Source organism: Cupriavidus lacunae, assembly GCF_003353055.1.
Classification (GTDB): domain Bacteria; phylum Pseudomonadota; class Gammaproteobacteria; order Burkholderiales; family Burkholderiaceae; genus Cupriavidus; species Cupriavidus lacunae.
On sequence record NZ_QKWJ01000066.1, the window covers coordinates 1 to 16,406 of the forward strand.

15 protein-coding genes and 3 pseudogenes are annotated in these 16,406 nt (G+C 59.9%); 6 read left to right on the forward strand and 12 right to left on the reverse strand.

Annotated elements, in window-relative coordinates; genetic code table 11:
- Window positions 1–96: 96 nt before the first annotated feature.
- Complete coding sequence (locus tag DN412_RS32040) at window positions 97–483, reverse strand: RNA-dependent RNA polymerase family protein (RefSeq protein WP_208647696.1); 387 nt, start codon at window positions 481–483, stop codon at window positions 97–99.
- 608 nt (window positions 484–1,091) lie between these two features.
- On the opposite strand from DN412_RS32040, the gene DN412_RS32045 reads away from it, so the two are divergent.
- Complete coding sequence (locus tag DN412_RS32045) at window positions 1,092–1,967, forward strand: tyrosine-type recombinase/integrase (RefSeq protein WP_115215258.1); 876 nt, start codon at window positions 1,092–1,094, stop codon at window positions 1,965–1,967.
- A 21-nt stretch (window positions 1,968–1,988) separates the two neighbouring features.
- Window positions 1,989–3,158: an IS91 family transposase gene (locus DN412_RS32050; RefSeq protein WP_115215259.1), complete on the forward strand. Its 1,170-nt coding sequence runs from the start codon at window positions 1,989–1,991 to the stop codon at window positions 3,156–3,158.
- A 607-nt stretch (window positions 3,159–3,765) separates the two neighbouring features.
- Here the strand turns inward: DN412_RS32050 and DN412_RS46010 are convergent.
- The 5 genes and pseudogenes from DN412_RS46010 to tnpA form a co-directional block, all read right to left on the reverse strand.
- A pseudogene (locus DN412_RS46010) lies at window positions 3,766–3,929 on the reverse strand (helix-turn-helix transcriptional regulator); the annotation flags it as partial.
- A gap of 489 nt (window positions 3,930–4,418) precedes the next feature.
- Window positions 4,419–4,709 carry a hypothetical protein gene (locus DN412_RS32060; protein ID WP_039013194.1) on the reverse strand — a complete coding sequence of 97 codons (291 nt, stop codon included), beginning with the start codon at window positions 4,707–4,709 and terminating at the stop codon, window positions 4,419–4,421.
- 310 nt (window positions 4,710–5,019) lie between these two features.
- Window positions 5,020–5,232 (reverse strand): hypothetical protein, encoded by a 213-nt coding sequence (locus tag DN412_RS43155; protein WP_133303114.1) that lies wholly within the window; start codon window positions 5,230–5,232, stop codon window positions 5,020–5,022.
- 602 nt (window positions 5,233–5,834) lie between these two features.
- Entirely contained in the window at window positions 5,835–6,026 is a 192-nt protein-coding gene (tnpB, locus tag DN412_RS44155; RefSeq protein ID WP_115215260.1) for an IS66 family insertion sequence element accessory protein TnpB, read from the reverse strand.
- On the reverse strand, window positions 6,020–6,427 hold the full coding sequence (gene tnpA, locus DN412_RS32075) for an IS66 family insertion sequence element accessory protein TnpA (RefSeq protein ID WP_115215261.1): 408 nt from the start codon (window positions 6,425–6,427) through the stop codon (window positions 6,020–6,022). The genes tnpB and tnpA overlap by 7 nt, the downstream gene beginning before the upstream one ends.
- 196 nt (window positions 6,428–6,623) lie before the next feature.
- Between tnpA and DN412_RS32080 the strand changes: the two genes are divergently transcribed.
- Window positions 6,624–6,965, forward strand: coding sequence for a hypothetical protein (locus tag DN412_RS32080; RefSeq protein ID WP_115215262.1), 342 nt, complete (start codon window positions 6,624–6,626; stop codon window positions 6,963–6,965).
- A 276-nt stretch (window positions 6,966–7,241) separates the two neighbouring features.
- On the opposite strand, the gene DN412_RS32085 is transcribed toward DN412_RS32080, so the two are convergent.
- Together DN412_RS32085 and DN412_RS32090 are read right to left on the reverse strand one after the other, a co-directional pair.
- Complete coding sequence (locus DN412_RS32085) at window positions 7,242–7,607, reverse strand: cupredoxin domain-containing protein (protein ID WP_115215286.1); 366 nt, start codon at window positions 7,605–7,607, stop codon at window positions 7,242–7,244.
- Between the two features lie 23 nt (window positions 7,608–7,630).
- Window positions 7,631–8,149, reverse strand: a complete 519-nt coding sequence (locus tag DN412_RS32090; RefSeq protein ID WP_115215263.1) for a DUF4142 domain-containing protein — start codon at window positions 8,147–8,149, stop codon at window positions 7,631–7,633.
- A gap of 579 nt (window positions 8,150–8,728) precedes the next feature.
- On the opposite strand from DN412_RS32090, the gene DN412_RS46015 reads away from it, so the two are divergent.
- Window positions 8,729–8,881 (forward strand): hypothetical protein, encoded by a 153-nt coding sequence (locus DN412_RS46015; RefSeq protein WP_425267461.1) that lies wholly within the window; start codon window positions 8,729–8,731, stop codon window positions 8,879–8,881.
- Window positions 8,865–9,112 (forward strand): annotated as a pseudogene (locus DN412_RS32100) (H-NS family nucleoid-associated regulatory protein). Before DN412_RS46015 ends, DN412_RS32100 begins: the two are co-directional and overlap by 17 nt.
- Before the next feature lie 1,084 nt (window positions 9,113–10,196).
- Here DN412_RS32100 and DN412_RS32110 read toward each other — a convergent pair.
- The 3 genes and pseudogenes from DN412_RS32110 to DN412_RS32120 form a co-directional block, all read right to left on the reverse strand.
- The gene (locus tag DN412_RS32110; RefSeq protein WP_244222860.1) at window positions 10,197–12,236 is read right to left on the reverse strand and encodes a diguanylate cyclase domain-containing protein; all 2,040 of its coding nucleotides are present in this window, start codon (window positions 12,234–12,236) and stop codon (window positions 10,197–10,199) included.
- A 405-nt stretch (window positions 12,237–12,641) separates the two neighbouring features.
- Window positions 12,642–13,017, reverse strand: a pseudogene (locus tag DN412_RS32115) (PHA-granule associated protein 4).
- Between the two features lie 338 nt (window positions 13,018–13,355).
- Window positions 13,356–14,533 (reverse strand): IS3 family transposase gene (locus DN412_RS32120; protein WP_208647697.1). Its coding sequence is split into 2 segments (ribosomal slippage): window positions 13,356–14,266 and window positions 14,266–14,533, totalling 1,179 coding nucleotides; the frame shifts between segments, so codons are not numbered across the junction.
- Window positions 14,534–15,211: 678 nt separating this feature from the next.
- On the opposite strand from DN412_RS32120, the gene phaP2 reads away from it, so the two are divergent.
- Window positions 15,212–15,778 carry a TIGR01841 family phasin PhaP2 gene (phaP2, locus tag DN412_RS32130; protein WP_115215267.1) on the forward strand — a complete coding sequence of 189 codons (567 nt, stop codon included), beginning with the start codon at window positions 15,212–15,214 and terminating at the stop codon, window positions 15,776–15,778.
- Window positions 15,779–16,154: 376 nt separating this feature from the next.
- Here the strand turns inward: phaP2 and DN412_RS43160 are convergent, their stop codons facing one another.
- Window positions 16,155–16,343, reverse strand: a complete 189-nt coding sequence (locus DN412_RS43160) for a hypothetical protein (protein ID WP_133303115.1) — start codon at window positions 16,341–16,343, stop codon at window positions 16,155–16,157.
- Window positions 16,344–16,406: the final 63 nt, after the last annotated feature.

The following is a 16,406-nucleotide window of genomic DNA, read 5'->3' on the forward strand; positions in this document are numbered from 1 at the left end:
CCGGAAACAGCTTCGGTGCGCTCGATTTCTTGCTCTTCTTCGTCATGCTTGTTGTTTCGGTCATAAGGGCGTTTCTTTCGATATCGTCTCATGACCTCAACACACAAGAAATCTGACAGGCTCGGCCGCTTGAACTACGCGGTCCTTCACAGCGGGTATACCGAGCGGGCGACGTCCTTTACCTTTCGGTATGTAGACGCGCCGCACCGGCTGCGGGCGATAGCTACCGTCCTGCAATGCATGCGCCAGTTCAGCAAGATAGCGGTCCCGCGCTTGCGCGAATCGCTTCACGCTCATGCGGTCCACTCCCGCCGCCCCGGCGTTCTTCTCGACCTGAGCCCATCCCAGCGCGAGCGTGTCCAGGCGAAACACCTTGTCAATTACCTCCCTTAACTCCGTTTTGTAGAGCAGCCAACATAGCGTCCGTCCAGATTGAAGCTGACGCGAATTTCCGCTGCACGCAGCTTCCCAGCGCGTTTGCATCTCGTCTAGTCGTTTCCGACACTGGCGATGCTTCGATCTTCATCTCTGCTTCCTTCCGGTCTTTTGCTATCAACTTTCCTGCCCCGCTTCCCTAGTGCGCCTTTTGCTCTGACGCAGGTCTCCACGGCTTTACCCTTCCGTGTGCAGTACTATCGGGACTCTGACTCCTGCCAGCGTTCACCTCGCCGGCAGGTCTCCCCGCTTGCTTCGTGCTACCGTCCTATCGTTCCGTCCTCAACCACGTGGTACGCCACCGCACCGCTTTATCCGCCACGACAGCGTGCTGTGTTGCTTCCAGGCTTCGCCACTTTAGTGCAGGCTCGCCGCCATACCCCGCCGAAACAGGTTCGTTAGCCTACGGACCGACAGTTCGCTTCCGGTTACTCCCCACCTCGCCTCGCGACGACGCAGTTACCTTCAGCTACGGAGCTGTGGCCAACTCCGGCGGGGACTTTCACCCCGCAGATCGCACGCTCTCACGGGCGTACACTAAACCGCTCGCGCGGTAGGGGCTACGGCCATACGGTGGCGGTCAGGGAGAGACCGGTCACACGGTTCTATGTTGGCGAATGAGGCAATCCGCCTCGTTCTCCAACAGGAGCCGCATCATGACCTCCTTACCGGCAAACGCCAGTCCACTGCGCCAGCGCATGATCGACGACATGCGCATGCGTCAGCTTTCGCCGAAGACGCAGGACACCTATCTGCACATCGTGCACGAATTTGCCCGGTTTCTCGGGCGCTCACCTGACACCGCCACCGTCGAGGACCTGCGGCGCTACCAACTGCATCTCGTCGATCACGGCACATCGCCGGTGTCACTGAACCACGCGATCACCGGCCTGAAGTTCTTCTTCGAGGTCACGCTCGACCGGCCTGAGCTGATGGTCAGGATGCACCCGGTGCGCGTGCCCCGCACATTGCCCGTCGTGCTCAGCCCCGATGAAGTGCGGCGGCTAATCGAGGCGGCCGGCAACCTCAAGCACCAGACCGCGCTGTCGGTCGCCTACGGCGCCGGCCTGCGCGCCAGCGAAGTGGTGGCCCTGAAGGTGACCGACATCGACAGCCAGCGCATGACGCTGCGCATCGAGCAGGGCAAGGGCCGCCGCGACCGCTACGCCATGCTTTCGCCGGTGCTGCTCGAGCGCCTGCGCGCCTGGTGGCACGTGGCCCGGGCCCAAGGCAAGATGCTGGATGGCGGGTGGCTGTTTCCCGGGCTCGATCCCGTCGACGCGCTCAGCACTCGGCAACTGAACCGCGCCATCCACGCCGCCGCCGAAGCTGCGCACATCGACAAGCGCGTGTCCATGCACACCCTGCGACACAGTTTTGCCACGCACCTGCTCGAACAGAAGGTGGACATCCGCGTGATTCAGGTGCTACTCGGCCATGCGAAGCTCGAGAACACCGCGCTCTACGTGCAGGTGGCCACCGACCTGCTGCACGAGGTCACCAGCCCGCTGGACCGCCTGCCTCCGGAGTAAGCCCGCGCGCTGCAGCACCTCATGCTGGAGGTTGCGGACATCTTCCGCAGCCACGGGCCAGCGTGGCGAGCCACGACACACCTGAGCCTGGGGCAGTTGAAGGTCATGTCGGCCATCGAACAGTGCCGCACGGCGGCGCTGGGCGGGCATGTGCTGCGCTGTTCAGGTTGCGAGCGCATCGAGGTCGCCTTCAACTCCTGCCGCAACCGCCATTGCACGAAGTGCCAGGCCAGTGCCGCCCACCGTTGGCTCGAGGCGCGCCAGGCCGACCTGCTGCCCGTCGAGTACTACCACGTCGTGTTCACGCTGCCTGCACCGGTCGGCGCGATCGCCTGGTACAACAAGACGGTGATCTACGGGCTGCTGTTCGACATCGCCGCCGAAACACTGCGTACCATCGCCGCGGATCCAAGGCACTTGGGTGCCCAGATTGGCGCCACGCTCGTGCTGCACACCTGGGGCTCGGCGCTGACGCATCATCCGCACGTGCATGGCATCATCCCAGGCGGGGGCCTGTCGCCCGATGGTGAGCGGTGGATCGCATGTCGGCCCGGCTTCTTCCTGCCCGTGCGCGTCCTGTCGCGTCTGTTCCGGCGCCGCTTCCTCGAAGCGCTCGAATCCGCTCACCAGCGTGGCCAGTTGCAGTTCTTCGGCGAATACACGGAGCTTGCCAATGCGGCTACCTTTGCACGGTGGCTTGCCCCGCTGCGCACCTGCGAGTGGGTCGTCTACGCCAAACGTCCCTTTGCCGGACCGGACGCCGTCCTCGAATACCTCTCACGCTACACGCACCGCGTGGCGATCTCCAACCAGCGCCTGGTCGCCTTCGATGAACGCGGTGTCACCTTCCGCTGGAAGGACTACCGGGCAAAGGGACGCACCCGCTACAAGATCATGACGCTCGAAACCGGCGAGTTCATGCGCCGCTTCCTGCTCCATGTGCTGCCCGCCGGCTTCCATCGCATCCGTCACTACGGACTGCTCGCCAACCCGGTGCGCCGCGCCAGTCTCGCGAAGGCCCGTGAACTGCTGGGTGTCGTGCCTGAGATCGACACCCAGCCCGACGACCCCGGGGTTGCTACCCCTGCGGTCTTCGTCTGCCGGCACTGCGGTGCCCCGATGATCGTCATCGAGATCCTCGAACGCACTGCGCCCATTCGCGCACCACCCAAGCGGCGAGGCCAGACATGAGCACCACGCTTTCTGGACGTGCAACCCGACCGTCGGCTTTGCGGCAACGCGGCCCACGAGCGGACGCTTGCGCTTGCCGCTTCGCGCTGCCCCTCGCACGTCCGCTTCATCCTCACGATTGCCCGACTGGACCGCACCGTCACCGCACCAGGCCCTATCCAGCATCCCGTTTGACTACGCATCCTCCCGCACCGTGGGGCATCCCGGCCTATCAATCGCCATAGCCTCCAATACTCCGACCACCTCGGAGCACTCCGCGGTTTCCTCCATCGAGGCTTGTTCGCCGCCTGCCAGCAACGCGCGGTGGCACACTCACATTCCTGCGGACAACGGCAGGCATCGAACAACCCTAAACGGGAACGGAAATCCAGACTCTACATGTGGCCGGCCATTCCCAGGCCAATGGGGACATTCAAGACCTCCTTGGGACACAATCGACAACTCCAGACGTAAACCGCATTGTCAATACTGTGCGTCGCCAGCTAAACGGCTTACTGCCCAGGTAGGCTGGCTGTTCTATCCCAAGAGAGACACCTTTAAGCGGGCGGCGCACGCATCTGACCAATTTTGTGGCCAATATGCATTCGAAGGTGGCAGCGGACAGTGGTCAGCCAAGGCCCACGCTCGCACCAAGTTCGGCAAGCAGGTGAGCGAGCCGTGCCTGTGTGCCGGCCTCCGTCTTATGGAAGATCGCCTTGAGCTGGCTGCGTGCAGCTCGTGGCGTATTGCCAGCCGCGCGCTGGCTTCGGGCAGCCCGATGCCCGTGGTCACGCGCTATCAAGCGGTAATTCAGCGTCTTGCAAGGGATGTGGCGGGAAGCCTTCTGAGATCGAATTCTCGAAGGCTATGCAAGCGCTCGTGACGCGCTTTGTGTGACCAGTTGTCCTCCGTGAGATTCCAGCCGTCCTCGGGGACCTCGCCCTCAAACTGGCCGGAATCCGTCAACTGAGGGGAGGGTGCCTGACGGCGCTTCCCAAGCCATGAGTCGTGTGCGTCGGCTTGTTCGCGACTCGCCGCTCGATGAGGGAGAAGACAGATTGCCCGCTCCGCTTTTCGGGATAGTATGGACGTGGGTCCGTTGAATGCATATCAGGCAGCACAAGAGCCAGAAGAGCCGCATTGTGACGAGCCCGGAGGATCTGCAAAAGGCAGGTCTGGCCGAACCCGGCAAGATGTGGGCGTGAGGAGTGGACGGTGAGGCCGGTTGCATAGGTCCCAATCCGCCCGCTGAACTCACGCTCTGCCAGTCGCAAGGCAAAGTTACTTCAGGTGAATGAGGACTGATCCCTCCGATATCTCCGGCGCGCCCACGCCCGTGCTTCCGGCGTTTTTCGCGATCCAGTCCTTTGCCTTCTGCACGCTTTCGTCAGTGCCGGTCTTGTCCTGGCAAACAGTCACCGAGAATCCGCCATCGCCGCTGCGTGCGAGGGTGTAGCCGACAAAGCCTTTGACCGAACGCATCAGTTCTTCGACCTCAGCCGTGCGCGTCTCCAGCAGATCGAACAACTCCTTTGCACCCTTTCCGGAAAATCTCCTTATAACAGTTTGCATGATTGCATCCTCCTGTTTGACCGGCGAGACGAGCATGCCGCACGAACAGAATGCGTGCAGCGTGTAGTTGTGGAAGTAATTGAACGGGTCGCGCACCTGACGTCCGCGACCCATACCAAGTGTAGTAACTGTACCGTCGTAGTAAACCTAAGAAACGGTGCAAAATCCTGGCGCCTTCAGCCATCCCTGGCCGGCAACGGTCTGCCGCTGCGTGTGGGCCAGGAAGAACATGAGGCCGGCGTTGCCGGGAGGAGGCGATAAGGCTCGAACGGGTGTCGTATCGCGTCGCAATGGCTTCAGTCCTCCACCGTTAGCATCCGTTTCGGTATTGCAGATCGCGGACGCTGCGATGTTGCTGCTTCAAATTATCAAGCCATTGCGGGCCGTTCTGTTGTCGCATGGCTGATTCGAGTGGTCGCACGTGGCTCGCAAGCGATGAACATAGACTTGCGTTGCGTGCTTGCTGCTGTGCTTCTGCAAGCCGGGCATGAGCGATCTGCGCCTGATACTTGTTCTCGTCCACGCGACGCTGAAGGAACTCATTCTACTGTTGCATGACCTGGGCGACTTCTCCGATGACCGAAACTGTTCAGCTCGGTGCCGTCGTATTGTCGGTGTACCCCGAAGGGCAGTATTGATCTTGCGAGTACAGGATGTTTCGTTCCGGCATTTGGTCGCATAGGCGGATATCGCCAGCGCAATATTTGGGAAAGGGTGAGGACTCATAGCATTCTGGGATTCGTTGTTTTTTTTGGCGAACGTACTACATACCAATGTAGCAAGGGCTGCGGAGGAGGGGCTGCATCTCCGCTGCTTCGGATCGCGCCGGTTGGACGCGACACAAAGAAGAAGCTGACATCTATTATGTAAGCCACGCGTGCGGTTGTACTCCGCGCGTTCACAATGACGCCTATCATAGGACCACTCACTCGCAATGATGCTGCTTCAATCGGGAGTGGCTCTTCTGACGATCCAAGCGTGGCTCGGGCACACACAGGTGCTACGATCCATCGCTACGCCGCGGCGGATGTGGACGCGGTCAGGACAAGGCAGCTATCCGAGGAACCGCGGCCCATCGGTTTCAACCGAAGGATGCCGTCCTACGTCTGTTTGAGACAGTAGCTCTTATGTGTCGCCGGCCACAAGGACGAAGGCCATGGAAACGTGCTCGCGGTTGGCCGCTACATACTTGGCCTCGCCACATAACAGCGGATTCTGCGCCAGTAGCGGCTGCACCAGATATGACAGGCCGTCAATGGACTTGCGCATGTCGACCGCATCTCGGCAGAGAGCCCGCACATCGCCGGTGATCAGCACCGGCCACCTCCCAGTTGCCCCAGCACGAAGTGCACGATGCGCGCAGCATGCGCGCCGGTCAGCTCGATGCGGGCGCTGGCCAGCGCGATCACTACTTGGTCATGCCCCTTCGATAGCGCCGTGTCGGTCATCGCTTGCGCGGCGGGTGCTGTACCCGTGGCCGCCGCAATGAAGGCGGTGTCGGCGGTCACCGTTAGAGGCACCACAGGCGGCTGGTCATGGTCTACGCGCTTGCGCCACAAGCCGAAAGTGCTGATCGCCAGGCCATGCTGCCGGCAGAAAGCGCGAATGCTCAGGCCGCTATTGTTCCACTGCGCCACCATCTCCCGCCGGAAGGCTTCGTCATGCCGGAAATACCTCGCTCCTTCGCGTCCGCTACCGCCTTCTCGTTGTTCGGCCACCGCTTCACCCCCATATGCCGTGAAGCATTAACCAGCAGTTGGACAAGGCGACAGTAGAAGCTAGTTGACAAAGCCATTTGTGAAATATTGCGTTACAACTCCAATCGCGCTGGGCGTCAGCGCGGCCAGTTTCCATGGCGTTAGTCGAACATGTTCGGCATGTACCGCAGGACAGACCAACCAAGGGGAGTGTGCAATGTTTGCGAAGAAGATTCTCGGTAGCGTGGCAGTAGCCGCTTTTGCAGCAAGCCTCGCCGGAGGTGCAATGGCTGGCGACAAGGACTCTCGTTGGGAAAGAAACCATCCCCGTCGCGAACAGGTCAACGACCGCCTCACCAACCAGAACAGGCGCATCCATCAGGAGGTCAAGGAAGGTGAGTTGACCCACGGCCAAGCTGCCGCCCTGCACAACAAAGATCGTCAGATCCGCCAGGAAGAGCGCATGATGGCAAGCCAGAATGGCGGGCATATCACGCGCCAGGAACAGCGTACACTCAACCAGCAGGAGAATGCCGTCAGCCGGCAAATCGGCCATTGATCAGTGCGTTGATGCATTAGGAAAAATGGGCTTCGGCCCCTTTTTCGATCAATGTGGGCACTTTACATCCGACCATGATAACCACGCTCCGCGTCGGATGAAAACGGGCCGCATATTTGAATCTTCTGAATCTGAATGTTGGGCTTCGTCAAGTAGCTCGAGGTAGAGGTCGAGATCGCAATGGATCACGCAAATACGCGCTAATGGCGAGCCGGCGGAGCGTCGCACGGCAGATGCGCTTGTAGTCACCCGCCGTTGCGGGCACGATGTGGCCGACTATTCGACCTTGAGCACACCCTTCATATTCGGGTGCAGCGTGCAGACATAGGGAAACTCGCCTGTCTTGTGCGCAATATATCGCCACGACCCACCCGCAACGATGCTGTGCGAGTCGAACACCCCTGGCGCGGTGACGGTGTGAGGATATGGATCTTTGTTGACCCACACAATCGTATCGCCGCGCTTGACGCCAATGGTCTTGGGCTCAAACTTCGCACCCTGGATCACCACCGTGTGTCTTGCCGTCTTCTCGGCCGCGATTGCGCTGGGACCAACGCAGAGCAAGCCCCACGCAAAGCCCAGTACAACCGCGAGCAGGTGTCTTCGCTGCCGCCCAGCAGGTTGTGGCGGTAGTTGGTGCATGGACGTCATGCGCGTGCAGAGAATTACTTGCCTAGCGAGGATTGGATCTTCTTCGCATGCTCCAGGTGCCCCACAAACGCTGGGCGCACAGCAACCAGCAGCGCCTTTAGCTCACCGTTCTGAGCGTTGGGAATGAGCGTCTTGTCGATTGCATCAATCACTTGTTCGTGATACGTGACTTCGTGGTCGATATACGCCTTGTCGAAACTCGCACCCTTAAGTCCCTTCAGAGCCTTTACGTTCTCGTCGCCACCAGACTGCAAGCTCTCACTCGTTGGATTTTTTTCCGGAGTGACCTTCAGCTTATTGACCAGTGCCACCGCCTGCTTATTCACACCAGTATGGTCAGTGACCATCTGCTTTCCGAAAGCCTTTACATCGCGGGAGTGACCATTCTTTTCTGCAATTTTTCCCGCATCAATGTCGACTTGGTTTGCAGTTACGACGATCGCAGCGATCTGCGCATCGTTGGGTGTTTGGGCCGCGGCTCCGATTGCGGCGAGGGCCAAGATGACTCCCAGAGTTACCGAGATGTTCTTCATTGTTTTGCTCCTCAGCGATGAGTTGGCCATGCATTCCCAGCTCGCATGGCGGTGGGGTTTTGGTGTCGCTCGGTTCCTGGATTTTGGGACGCCCGCAGAAGCCTATCCCAACGGGCGGCCACGGCAACACATTGAATATAGGTTAGAAGAAGACAATTTACATTGTGGTGCAAAGCAGGTCATGTCAGGAAAGCCTCGGTGACCAAGTTAAATAAAGCTGCGTCGCGACAGACACACTATGGCATGTCACCGAAGAGGTCTGTTTCACCGCACTTGTCCCGCCGGCGCCGAGGCCAGCGAGCGGCGCGCGCCAGAAGAGCGAGCGCGCGCTGAAGACTTGCGCACGGAACTGGCACCGGTGCGCAGCGAAGCCCGCGACGCGGCGGTGACGCAAGCCGAAAACAGGACCCGGCTCGAGGCCCAGGCCACGGCGCTGGCCGATCGGCTCGCGGCCGCCGACAGGCGCAGCGCCAGTCCGAGGGCGACCTGGAGTCCGCGCAGGGCTAGATCGCGGCGGCCCAGCGCAGGGCCGAGCGGGCCGAGGCCGAAGCGGCGCTCACACGCCAGCTGCTGGCAGAAGTGCGTGTGGCACCGCCCGAGCGGCAGGGTGGTAGTGGGCGGCGGCGCAAGGCCGGCGGCCCGGTGCCGTTCGCCAACGATGAGCAGGGTGTGCCGGCGCCGGCCCGCGACCCGGAAGACCCTAACGACGGCAACGATGGCAACGAAAACTGAGAGGGCGGACGCGATCCGCTGGATCCAGGCGCAGATGGCCGAGTACGTATTGACGATGGAAGAACTGGCGGCGGCGGGGTGCTTCGATCCGCCGCCACCCCGCCCCCTCCGCCGCCGGTCTGCTACCGCAACGCCGAGGGAATGAGCTGGGATGGGCAGGGCGAGATGCCCGATTGGCTGAGGCGGGCGGTCAATGCGGGGCAGAGTGTGGAATTTTTCCGGATCGGATAGCTTCGACAGCGGATTAGCTGGGGGCGGTCGTCTTGTGAAAGTGGCCTCACACCGTTCCGCAAGGCCGCGCGGGGCGGTGGCCAGCAGGCCGGAGCAGCCAGTATCCCCGTAGTACTGCGCTCTGTGGCATGGCTGCTCCGGGTGCCCCGGTAGTGAAACGGTCAGTTCGGGTGGTGCTCAGAGCGTGCACATTCCATACTAGAAGTGGTCGTCTCCTTCGGAATGCAGCGATAGCTCGTGGGGACGTCTCCGCCTTCCGAAAGGAGGTGTCCCATGTGCTTCCGGATTCATTATCTGGATCGCCTTCGTGAGAATGCGGCCCAGCAGCGGCATGACTCGACGACTTTGTTGCTTCGCTCTCGCTTCGACGAGCGCCGGGCGGCGTTGATGGCTTGGCTGCGTATGTTTCCAAAACCAACCAGCCCGGGGACGGCCACATCCTTGGAGCAGGCCGAGCCGGCTGAGGCTGCGGCGAGACCGGTCCCTCTGCCCATTGACCAAGCTTGCACCGTCGCCAGCACCGCCAGCGAGCGGGAGGCCGAGGCGGCGTAGCCGCCGTGACTTCTACATGAGCCCTCCTTAAGACCACCGGCGAGCCAGCACAAGACCGCTGGGCTTAGGGGACGCGAAGCCCGCCAATAGGGCTTGACGGGCGGAGGGCAACACGCACGGACTGGCGATCAATATAGAGAAGGGGGCGAAGCTAAGTATGAAAGCGCTAGGCTTGCTTCTCGCCATATCAATGGCGGTAGGGGTTGCGCCGCACGCCGGTGCAGTGGGATGCCAATATGACATGCAGTGCAAAGGGGAGCGAATTTGCGAGAAAGGCCAGTGCGTCTCTCCGGTAGCGGAGGACCAGAACGCAGAGCCAGCCACCAAGGCTTTCCCAGCCACGAAGAACGTCCCGACACCTGCGCAACCCGCCATGGCTTCCCCAGCAATGACGAATGTCCCAGCAATTTCGACTGAGTTCCGTTATTGCTGCACTAAGGTCGGAAAATTCCCCCTCGACAGAGAACCGATCGGGCGTAATTGGGCGTCAGCAGGGCCTAGTCATGCGCGCGCCGGACTGGAAGGGGCAAGCTCAATCTGCGCTGGTGCGGGAGTTGGAATCCGAAGAAATCCTCCGCGATTTATCGAAGACAACGAACCGGCCTTTGCCGGCGTGTTTAGCCGCGTAAAGTGCGGTGTCCGCCTTCAGGAAAAGCTCATTGCGAGTGTTGCCGTTGCCGGGCTTGTGAAGTGCACCACCAACGCTCGTACGGCATGTAATCTGCTGGTCATCAATGATGCAGGGCACGGAGGTCGCCGCGATTATCGCATCGGCGACACGTTCCACTGCATGCAAGCCAGAAACCTCCTCCAAAATTACGGCAAACTCGTCGCCGCCTATCCGGGCGACGGCGTCGGATTCGCGAACACAGCACCTAAGGCGCGTCGCGAGGACGTTCAGAAGCTTATCGCCTATCGGATGACCGTAAGTGTCATTCACAAGTTTGAAGTTGTCGAGGTCGACAAGGAGCAAGGTCATTATCCGCCCGCTTGTCTCGCTCAGTGCCATGGCGGATTCCAGGCGTCGGTCAAAGCCTTTCCGATTGAGCAGGCCAGTCAGGTAGTCTGACACCGTCTTTTGCTCGAGTTCCCGCATCTTCTGGCGCTCTACTGTTATGTCTCTGGCGAACACATGCACTCCAACGACAGTGTCGACCGTCCCACTCCAGGCAGGCTGATAAGTGACCTTAAAATAAAGAGGTGGGTTCTCGTAAGGATGCTCAGCGTCAAACGTGACCAGCTCGCCTGAAAGCGCGAGTTTGAGGTGAGGCCTTATCGCGTTCGCATAATGGTCTTCGCCCCAAAGGTCCCTGGGCGTCAGACCGATGATTTCACCCGCAGACATCCCGAATCGCTGTTCGTACGCTTGGTTGACGAACACGTAGCGTTCGTCCATATCGAGATAGGCAACGAGGTCCGGTATGTGATTAGCAATGGCATGGATGCGTGCTTCCCGTTCCTCCGCCAGCTTCCTTGCTTTCAACAGGGCACTCGTGCGTTCGGCAAGTTGGCACATAACGCTAGAGAACGTCCTGGCTAGGGCGCCGATTTCGTCTGCTCTGGAGGTAGGAAGCGCAGCGCGCGCTGGCAAGTCCGTCGCGCTTTCCCGCACGGCCCGCTCCAGATTCTCCAACGGAGCCAGCAGGCGTCTGGCTACCTGCCACATCAGCAATCCAGCAATAGCCAAGGCTGCTCCTACCATTGTTAGAATTTTTAGCCTGGCACGGATGATTGGCGAGAAGGCTTCTCTGGCCGGCAGTGTGGCAACCAGCTGCCACCCTGCTGTTTCAAGTCGATGTCGAGCAACAATGGGCCGCGTTGGCCAAGCGAATTCCCATATGGAGATGGCCTTGTCAGTGCCGCATGACTCATGTCCGGAAGCTGCAGGTTGAAGTACCTTTGCCGGGTCAGCATGGATGACGTAGCGAGGGGACTGCCCGGACGAGACAAGGCAATAGGCTCCGGTTATGCCGATGCGACTCCGGGACAGCGCCTTGAGGAAGTTTTCGCGCTGCAGGTACAAGCCTCCCACAAGAACCGCCCGAACTCGTCCATCAGCCCAGCGCACAGGTACGGCCATGGCGACGCCTGGTGCACCGGTTACCTTAGTTATCACCGGTTCGGAAATGACAACAGATGCGCCGCGCAGAATGTCCTGAAAGTACCGGCGGTCCGAAACATCAGGATTCTGGTCTATCGGCCTGGTATCGAATGCCCGCTTACCGTCCGCCCAGGCGAGAAATACCCAATCGAACAATTCAGGAATGGGAGCGGCCTGCTCAGTGACGCGCTTTAGCGCCGCCGGGTCACGGTCCAGCAGCGGGGCAAGCTGCTCGGCAAGCCGGTGCAGGATGAGGACACGTACTTCGAATTTGTCGTCAAGTTGCTCAGCAACCAGTTTGACCTGTGCATCCTGCTGTGCCTGCAGGGAATCCTTCAGGTTGGCGAAGACGTAGTGGCGTGCAACCAGAATCAGCAGGACCGCGAGGAGAAGAACCACAACGACTGTTGAAGCGACCACCCTGGACTTTAACGACCAGCGCACCATTCCTTCAGCCTTGCTCTTCTTCACTGGCTAAACGCTCATGGTCTAATTCGCTGCCTTAGTTGGAGGCGAGCGGTATTGTTCGGAACTTGACGTAGGAGCGACCATTGGCAGCTCACCCGAATGGGGCATCGAATGTTCAATGTTAGCGGAATTCCGATGGGGCATGCGCGTTTTCACACTTGGGGTGAGAGCCACCAGACGCGGCCTCGGGGAGAACTTGCTTCCGCTGCGAGTAATGGCGCAAATGAGCCGTCAGGCGCGCAGCTGCGCCACAACTGACGCACAAGTTGGCCGATGGAAGAACCGTTGACAAGTCAAGCGTGGCAGCATAGTGGCGGGCTTCAATCGCCAACCGTCGGGAAGATGGCTGCATAATCGGCCGTCACGGTATGGCAGAGCGTGGCCGAAATCAAGGAACATGCATCGAGGTTACTCGGCCCAAACGGTATTGGCGCCCCGTAGCAGGTGCCCGGCCAGGATGTAATCGCCAAGCTTCATGGCCTTCGCTTCCAAGGCTGCCAATTCGCTGGCAGTCAAGTCGGTCAGCGCAAACTGGCAATAAAGATTGCGCTGACGAAACGTTAGCTTTGGGCGCTTCAATCCGGCGGCAAGTGCCGCTGGCGACTTGACGACAATACTCTCATGGCCGCGATACTCAACGCGGACTCCAGCCTTCTCACCCAGGTGACTAAGTTCAGAAGCGTCTTGCCAGCCAGACTCGTAGTCCAGTTCGACGAGTCCAACCCCCTTTTGCCTCAAGTAGCCTGATGGCTTCCCCCCTGGTCCCAGCTCGAGCTGTCGTCATTCCTGCCTCCGTTCAAGTCCACGGCGCGGCTGCCAGTTGGCGTCTGCGTCCCATTGAGTTCAACCCAATGCTGTTCTTTGCACCTTGGTCTATGGCGAGCCCAGCTTCACCAGCGTTGGCCTCGCTAACGCCCTCGTTTGTAACTACAGGGAGTCGTATAGTCTCCCTCAGATTTAAGGTCAAAGTGTCTCTTAATTCTGACGTAAGAAAATTTTAAGTCAAGATAGACTGGCCCTGTAGTCCTGCTACCACCCGCGTAACCACTCAGGAAGCGCGGGTTCTTTTTTTGGTTGGGAGGGGGCAGTCCCATGCAGGGGAAGAATCGATACTTGTAGTGGTCAAGTTATTTCGGACAGGCAGATAGGTTGTTTTTCTATCGATTTCGCCTCGTAGGCAGCGGGCGACAGATACCCCAGGGTTGAGTGCAAGCGCACCGGGTTATAAAAGCCGACGATGTACTGGGTGATGTCGCGCCGCGCCTCGGCGTGGTTGGCATACTGACGCTGCCACACGCGCTCCATCTTCAGGTTCAGGAAGAACCGCTCCATCACCGCGTTATCCCAGCAATTGCCTTTTCGACTCATGCTGCAAACAATCTGATGGCGTGCCAGCAAGGCCTGATACTCCGCGCTCGCGTACTGACTGCCCCTATCCGAGTGCAGCACCAGTCCCGGCGCTGGCCTTCGTTGCTGCAGCGCCATGCTCAGTGCCGACATGACCAAGTCGGCCGGCATGGTCGGCGCCATCGACCAGCCCACGACCTTGCGCGAGTGCAAGTCCAGCACGACAGCCAGATACAGCCAGCCTTGAGCCGTGCGGATATAGGTTATGTCCGAAGTCCAGGCCCGATTCGGCTCGGCCACGTCGAACTGCCGGTCCAGCACGTTCTCTGCCACAGGTAACGTATGCCTGCTGTCGGTCGTCGAGACGAACTTGCGCTTCCATCTCGCGCGCAATCCCGTTTCGCGCATCAGCGTGCGGACCCGATAGCGGCCAATACGTAGTCCTTGTGCCCTCAGCGCATGCATCACGCGCCGGCTGCCGTAGTTCGCACCACTGGCAGCAAACGCTGCCTTGACGTGGGTCTGTTCCTGCAGGCTCTTTGCGCTCGGCTTGGCACGCCGGTGCGCATAGTAGCCAGAGCGGCTCACCTGCAAAACCCGGCAGGCATTACTGACCGATACGGCCTCCTGTTGCAAGTGAGTTACCACGCGATAACTCACTTCAGTTCTCGTGCAAAGAAGGCCGACGCTTTTTTTAACAGCGCATTGTCCTCGCGCAGTTGTCGGTTCTCCGCTTCGAGCTGCCGAATGCGCTGCTGTTCGGCCGTCAGCGGTTTGCCCACGCCAGGCCCGCCGGCGCACTCTGCATCGTACTGCGCCATCCAGCGCCGAACGGCCGTCTCACCAAGCTCCATCGACCGGCAAACCTCGCTGACCGATAATCCTTGGTCTCGCACCATCCGTACCACTTCCAGCTTGAAGCTGGCGTCAAATTGTCGGCGCCTTCTTGTCATCTATCTTTTTTCCTCGTCGATTCCGGATTGTCCTCCTATCGACCTGTCCGAGGAAATTAGACCACCACAACTAGGGATTACCACAGACATGCGTTCGAGTCGTTGAACAGTATGCTGCGAGCAGCTAAGATGTTCCCTCCGGGCGTGATGACACAAGCGCCCACCAGCCAGACCTTTGCGTCCGAGAGCAAAGAAGCGGCCTGTACTAGCTAGGCCGCTGTCACGGACGGTAGTGAAGTCCCGTAGCACTATTAGACCAATAGCTTAGGAGACGACTGTGCTGAGTCATCATGAGTTCGCCACCCTGGTACTGGTAAACGACAGCCCTGACCCTGCGGAGTTGGACAGCGCGGATGTGGAGGCACTGTGCGCGCGGCAACTGGTTACGCTGGAGCGGCTCGGGCCAAACCGAAGCCGACCTCAGGTCACAATCCAAGGATACGTTGTTCTCAAGGCCCTAGACCGTGTTCGAGCAAAGGCTTGCCGAGCACAGCCGGCCTGTCGATAAGCGCATCGCTCTGTCCCATAGAGAGTCGCCGGCATCGACGCTTCTTTTGGCCTTCACGTCGGCGTCCGCCGCAAGGGGGCGCGACATTGCAATTGTCATTCACTTGATTCCCACCATAACGCCCAGCCACCGGTTAGCTCAGGGGACGGGCCGCACTTAGGAGATGCAAGATGACTCAGTGGACCGCAGAACAATACACGAAAGCGCAGTTGGCGGGCCTTGAAGCCCTGGTCGGACTAACCAACAAGGCCGTTGAGGGCTTCGAAAGAGTGATGGAGTTGAACCTCCAGACAATGAAGACGACCCTGGCGCATACCCGGGAGGGTGTAATGAAAGCCCTTTCAGTCCAGAACCCGCAACAACTCATTGAATTGCAAATCGAATTATTTCAACCTGCAGCCGACAATGTTTTGGAGTATCGGCGTCAACTGCAGGACATCCTTGCGGCTACGCGGGCGGAGTTCGAGAAGGTCGTCGAAGTCCAATACACAACAAGCAAGGGCCAGTTGCAGGGTCTCATTGATAGCGCGGTGAGCAACGCCCCATCAGGCTCGACGGCGCCTCTGGCCGCCTGGCAGGAGGCCGTGAAGGCGACCACTACGCTCTATGAGTCGATGCAGTCGACGGCAAAGCAGGTCGTGGAAGTAGCCGAGAACAGTTTCAATACGGCTGCGGCGGCAGCCTCGAAAAGCGCGCGACATCGTGCAGCGCAGGTGTCTCCGGCAGCTGCAAAGTAGTTCGGCTTTGGCTCCCGGTTGGCGCATTCACGGTTCCGATGGGGCCAATTTCTCGGAGGATGCTGGGTCTCGGTGAACAGCGCTGGGCACTTGGCCGTGGATTCGCGATCCGCCCCAAAACTATTGGTAGCACTCGAGTTCCTCGGCCGGGGGCTCCTTTTTGGACAAGTCAGGCCAACTTGACGGCCCGCGGAAACCCGATAGGGGATCGACAGGCTCACCCCTAAGTCATCCTTATGGCTCATTCCACGCCGTAGACCCATTGTGCAAGCATGCCGATACAGCCCGTCGATGGGGACTGGGATTGTGAATAACGAGATCAGAGCTCTGACTGAGCTGCGAGGAATTTTGGCCTCGTGATAGAGAGTCTCCACATTCACAGCCAAGCAACGGCGGCGGGCTGTCCCCATTCTTTCACCGCGGGCACATCGCCGGTCAGTCTCTTGTACGCCGGACCCGCCACGCCGCCTGCCAAAATTGCGCCCAGCAACCACGGGATTTCGCGAGAAGGGATGGTGATATTGCCCGCGGGGCACAGGCCGCCCGCACGGGCATGGCGTGCCATTCATTTGCGCCCGGGCGCCATATGACTGGGCCGAGCCTGGCTGAAATCTGGGGGTGCAAAGCC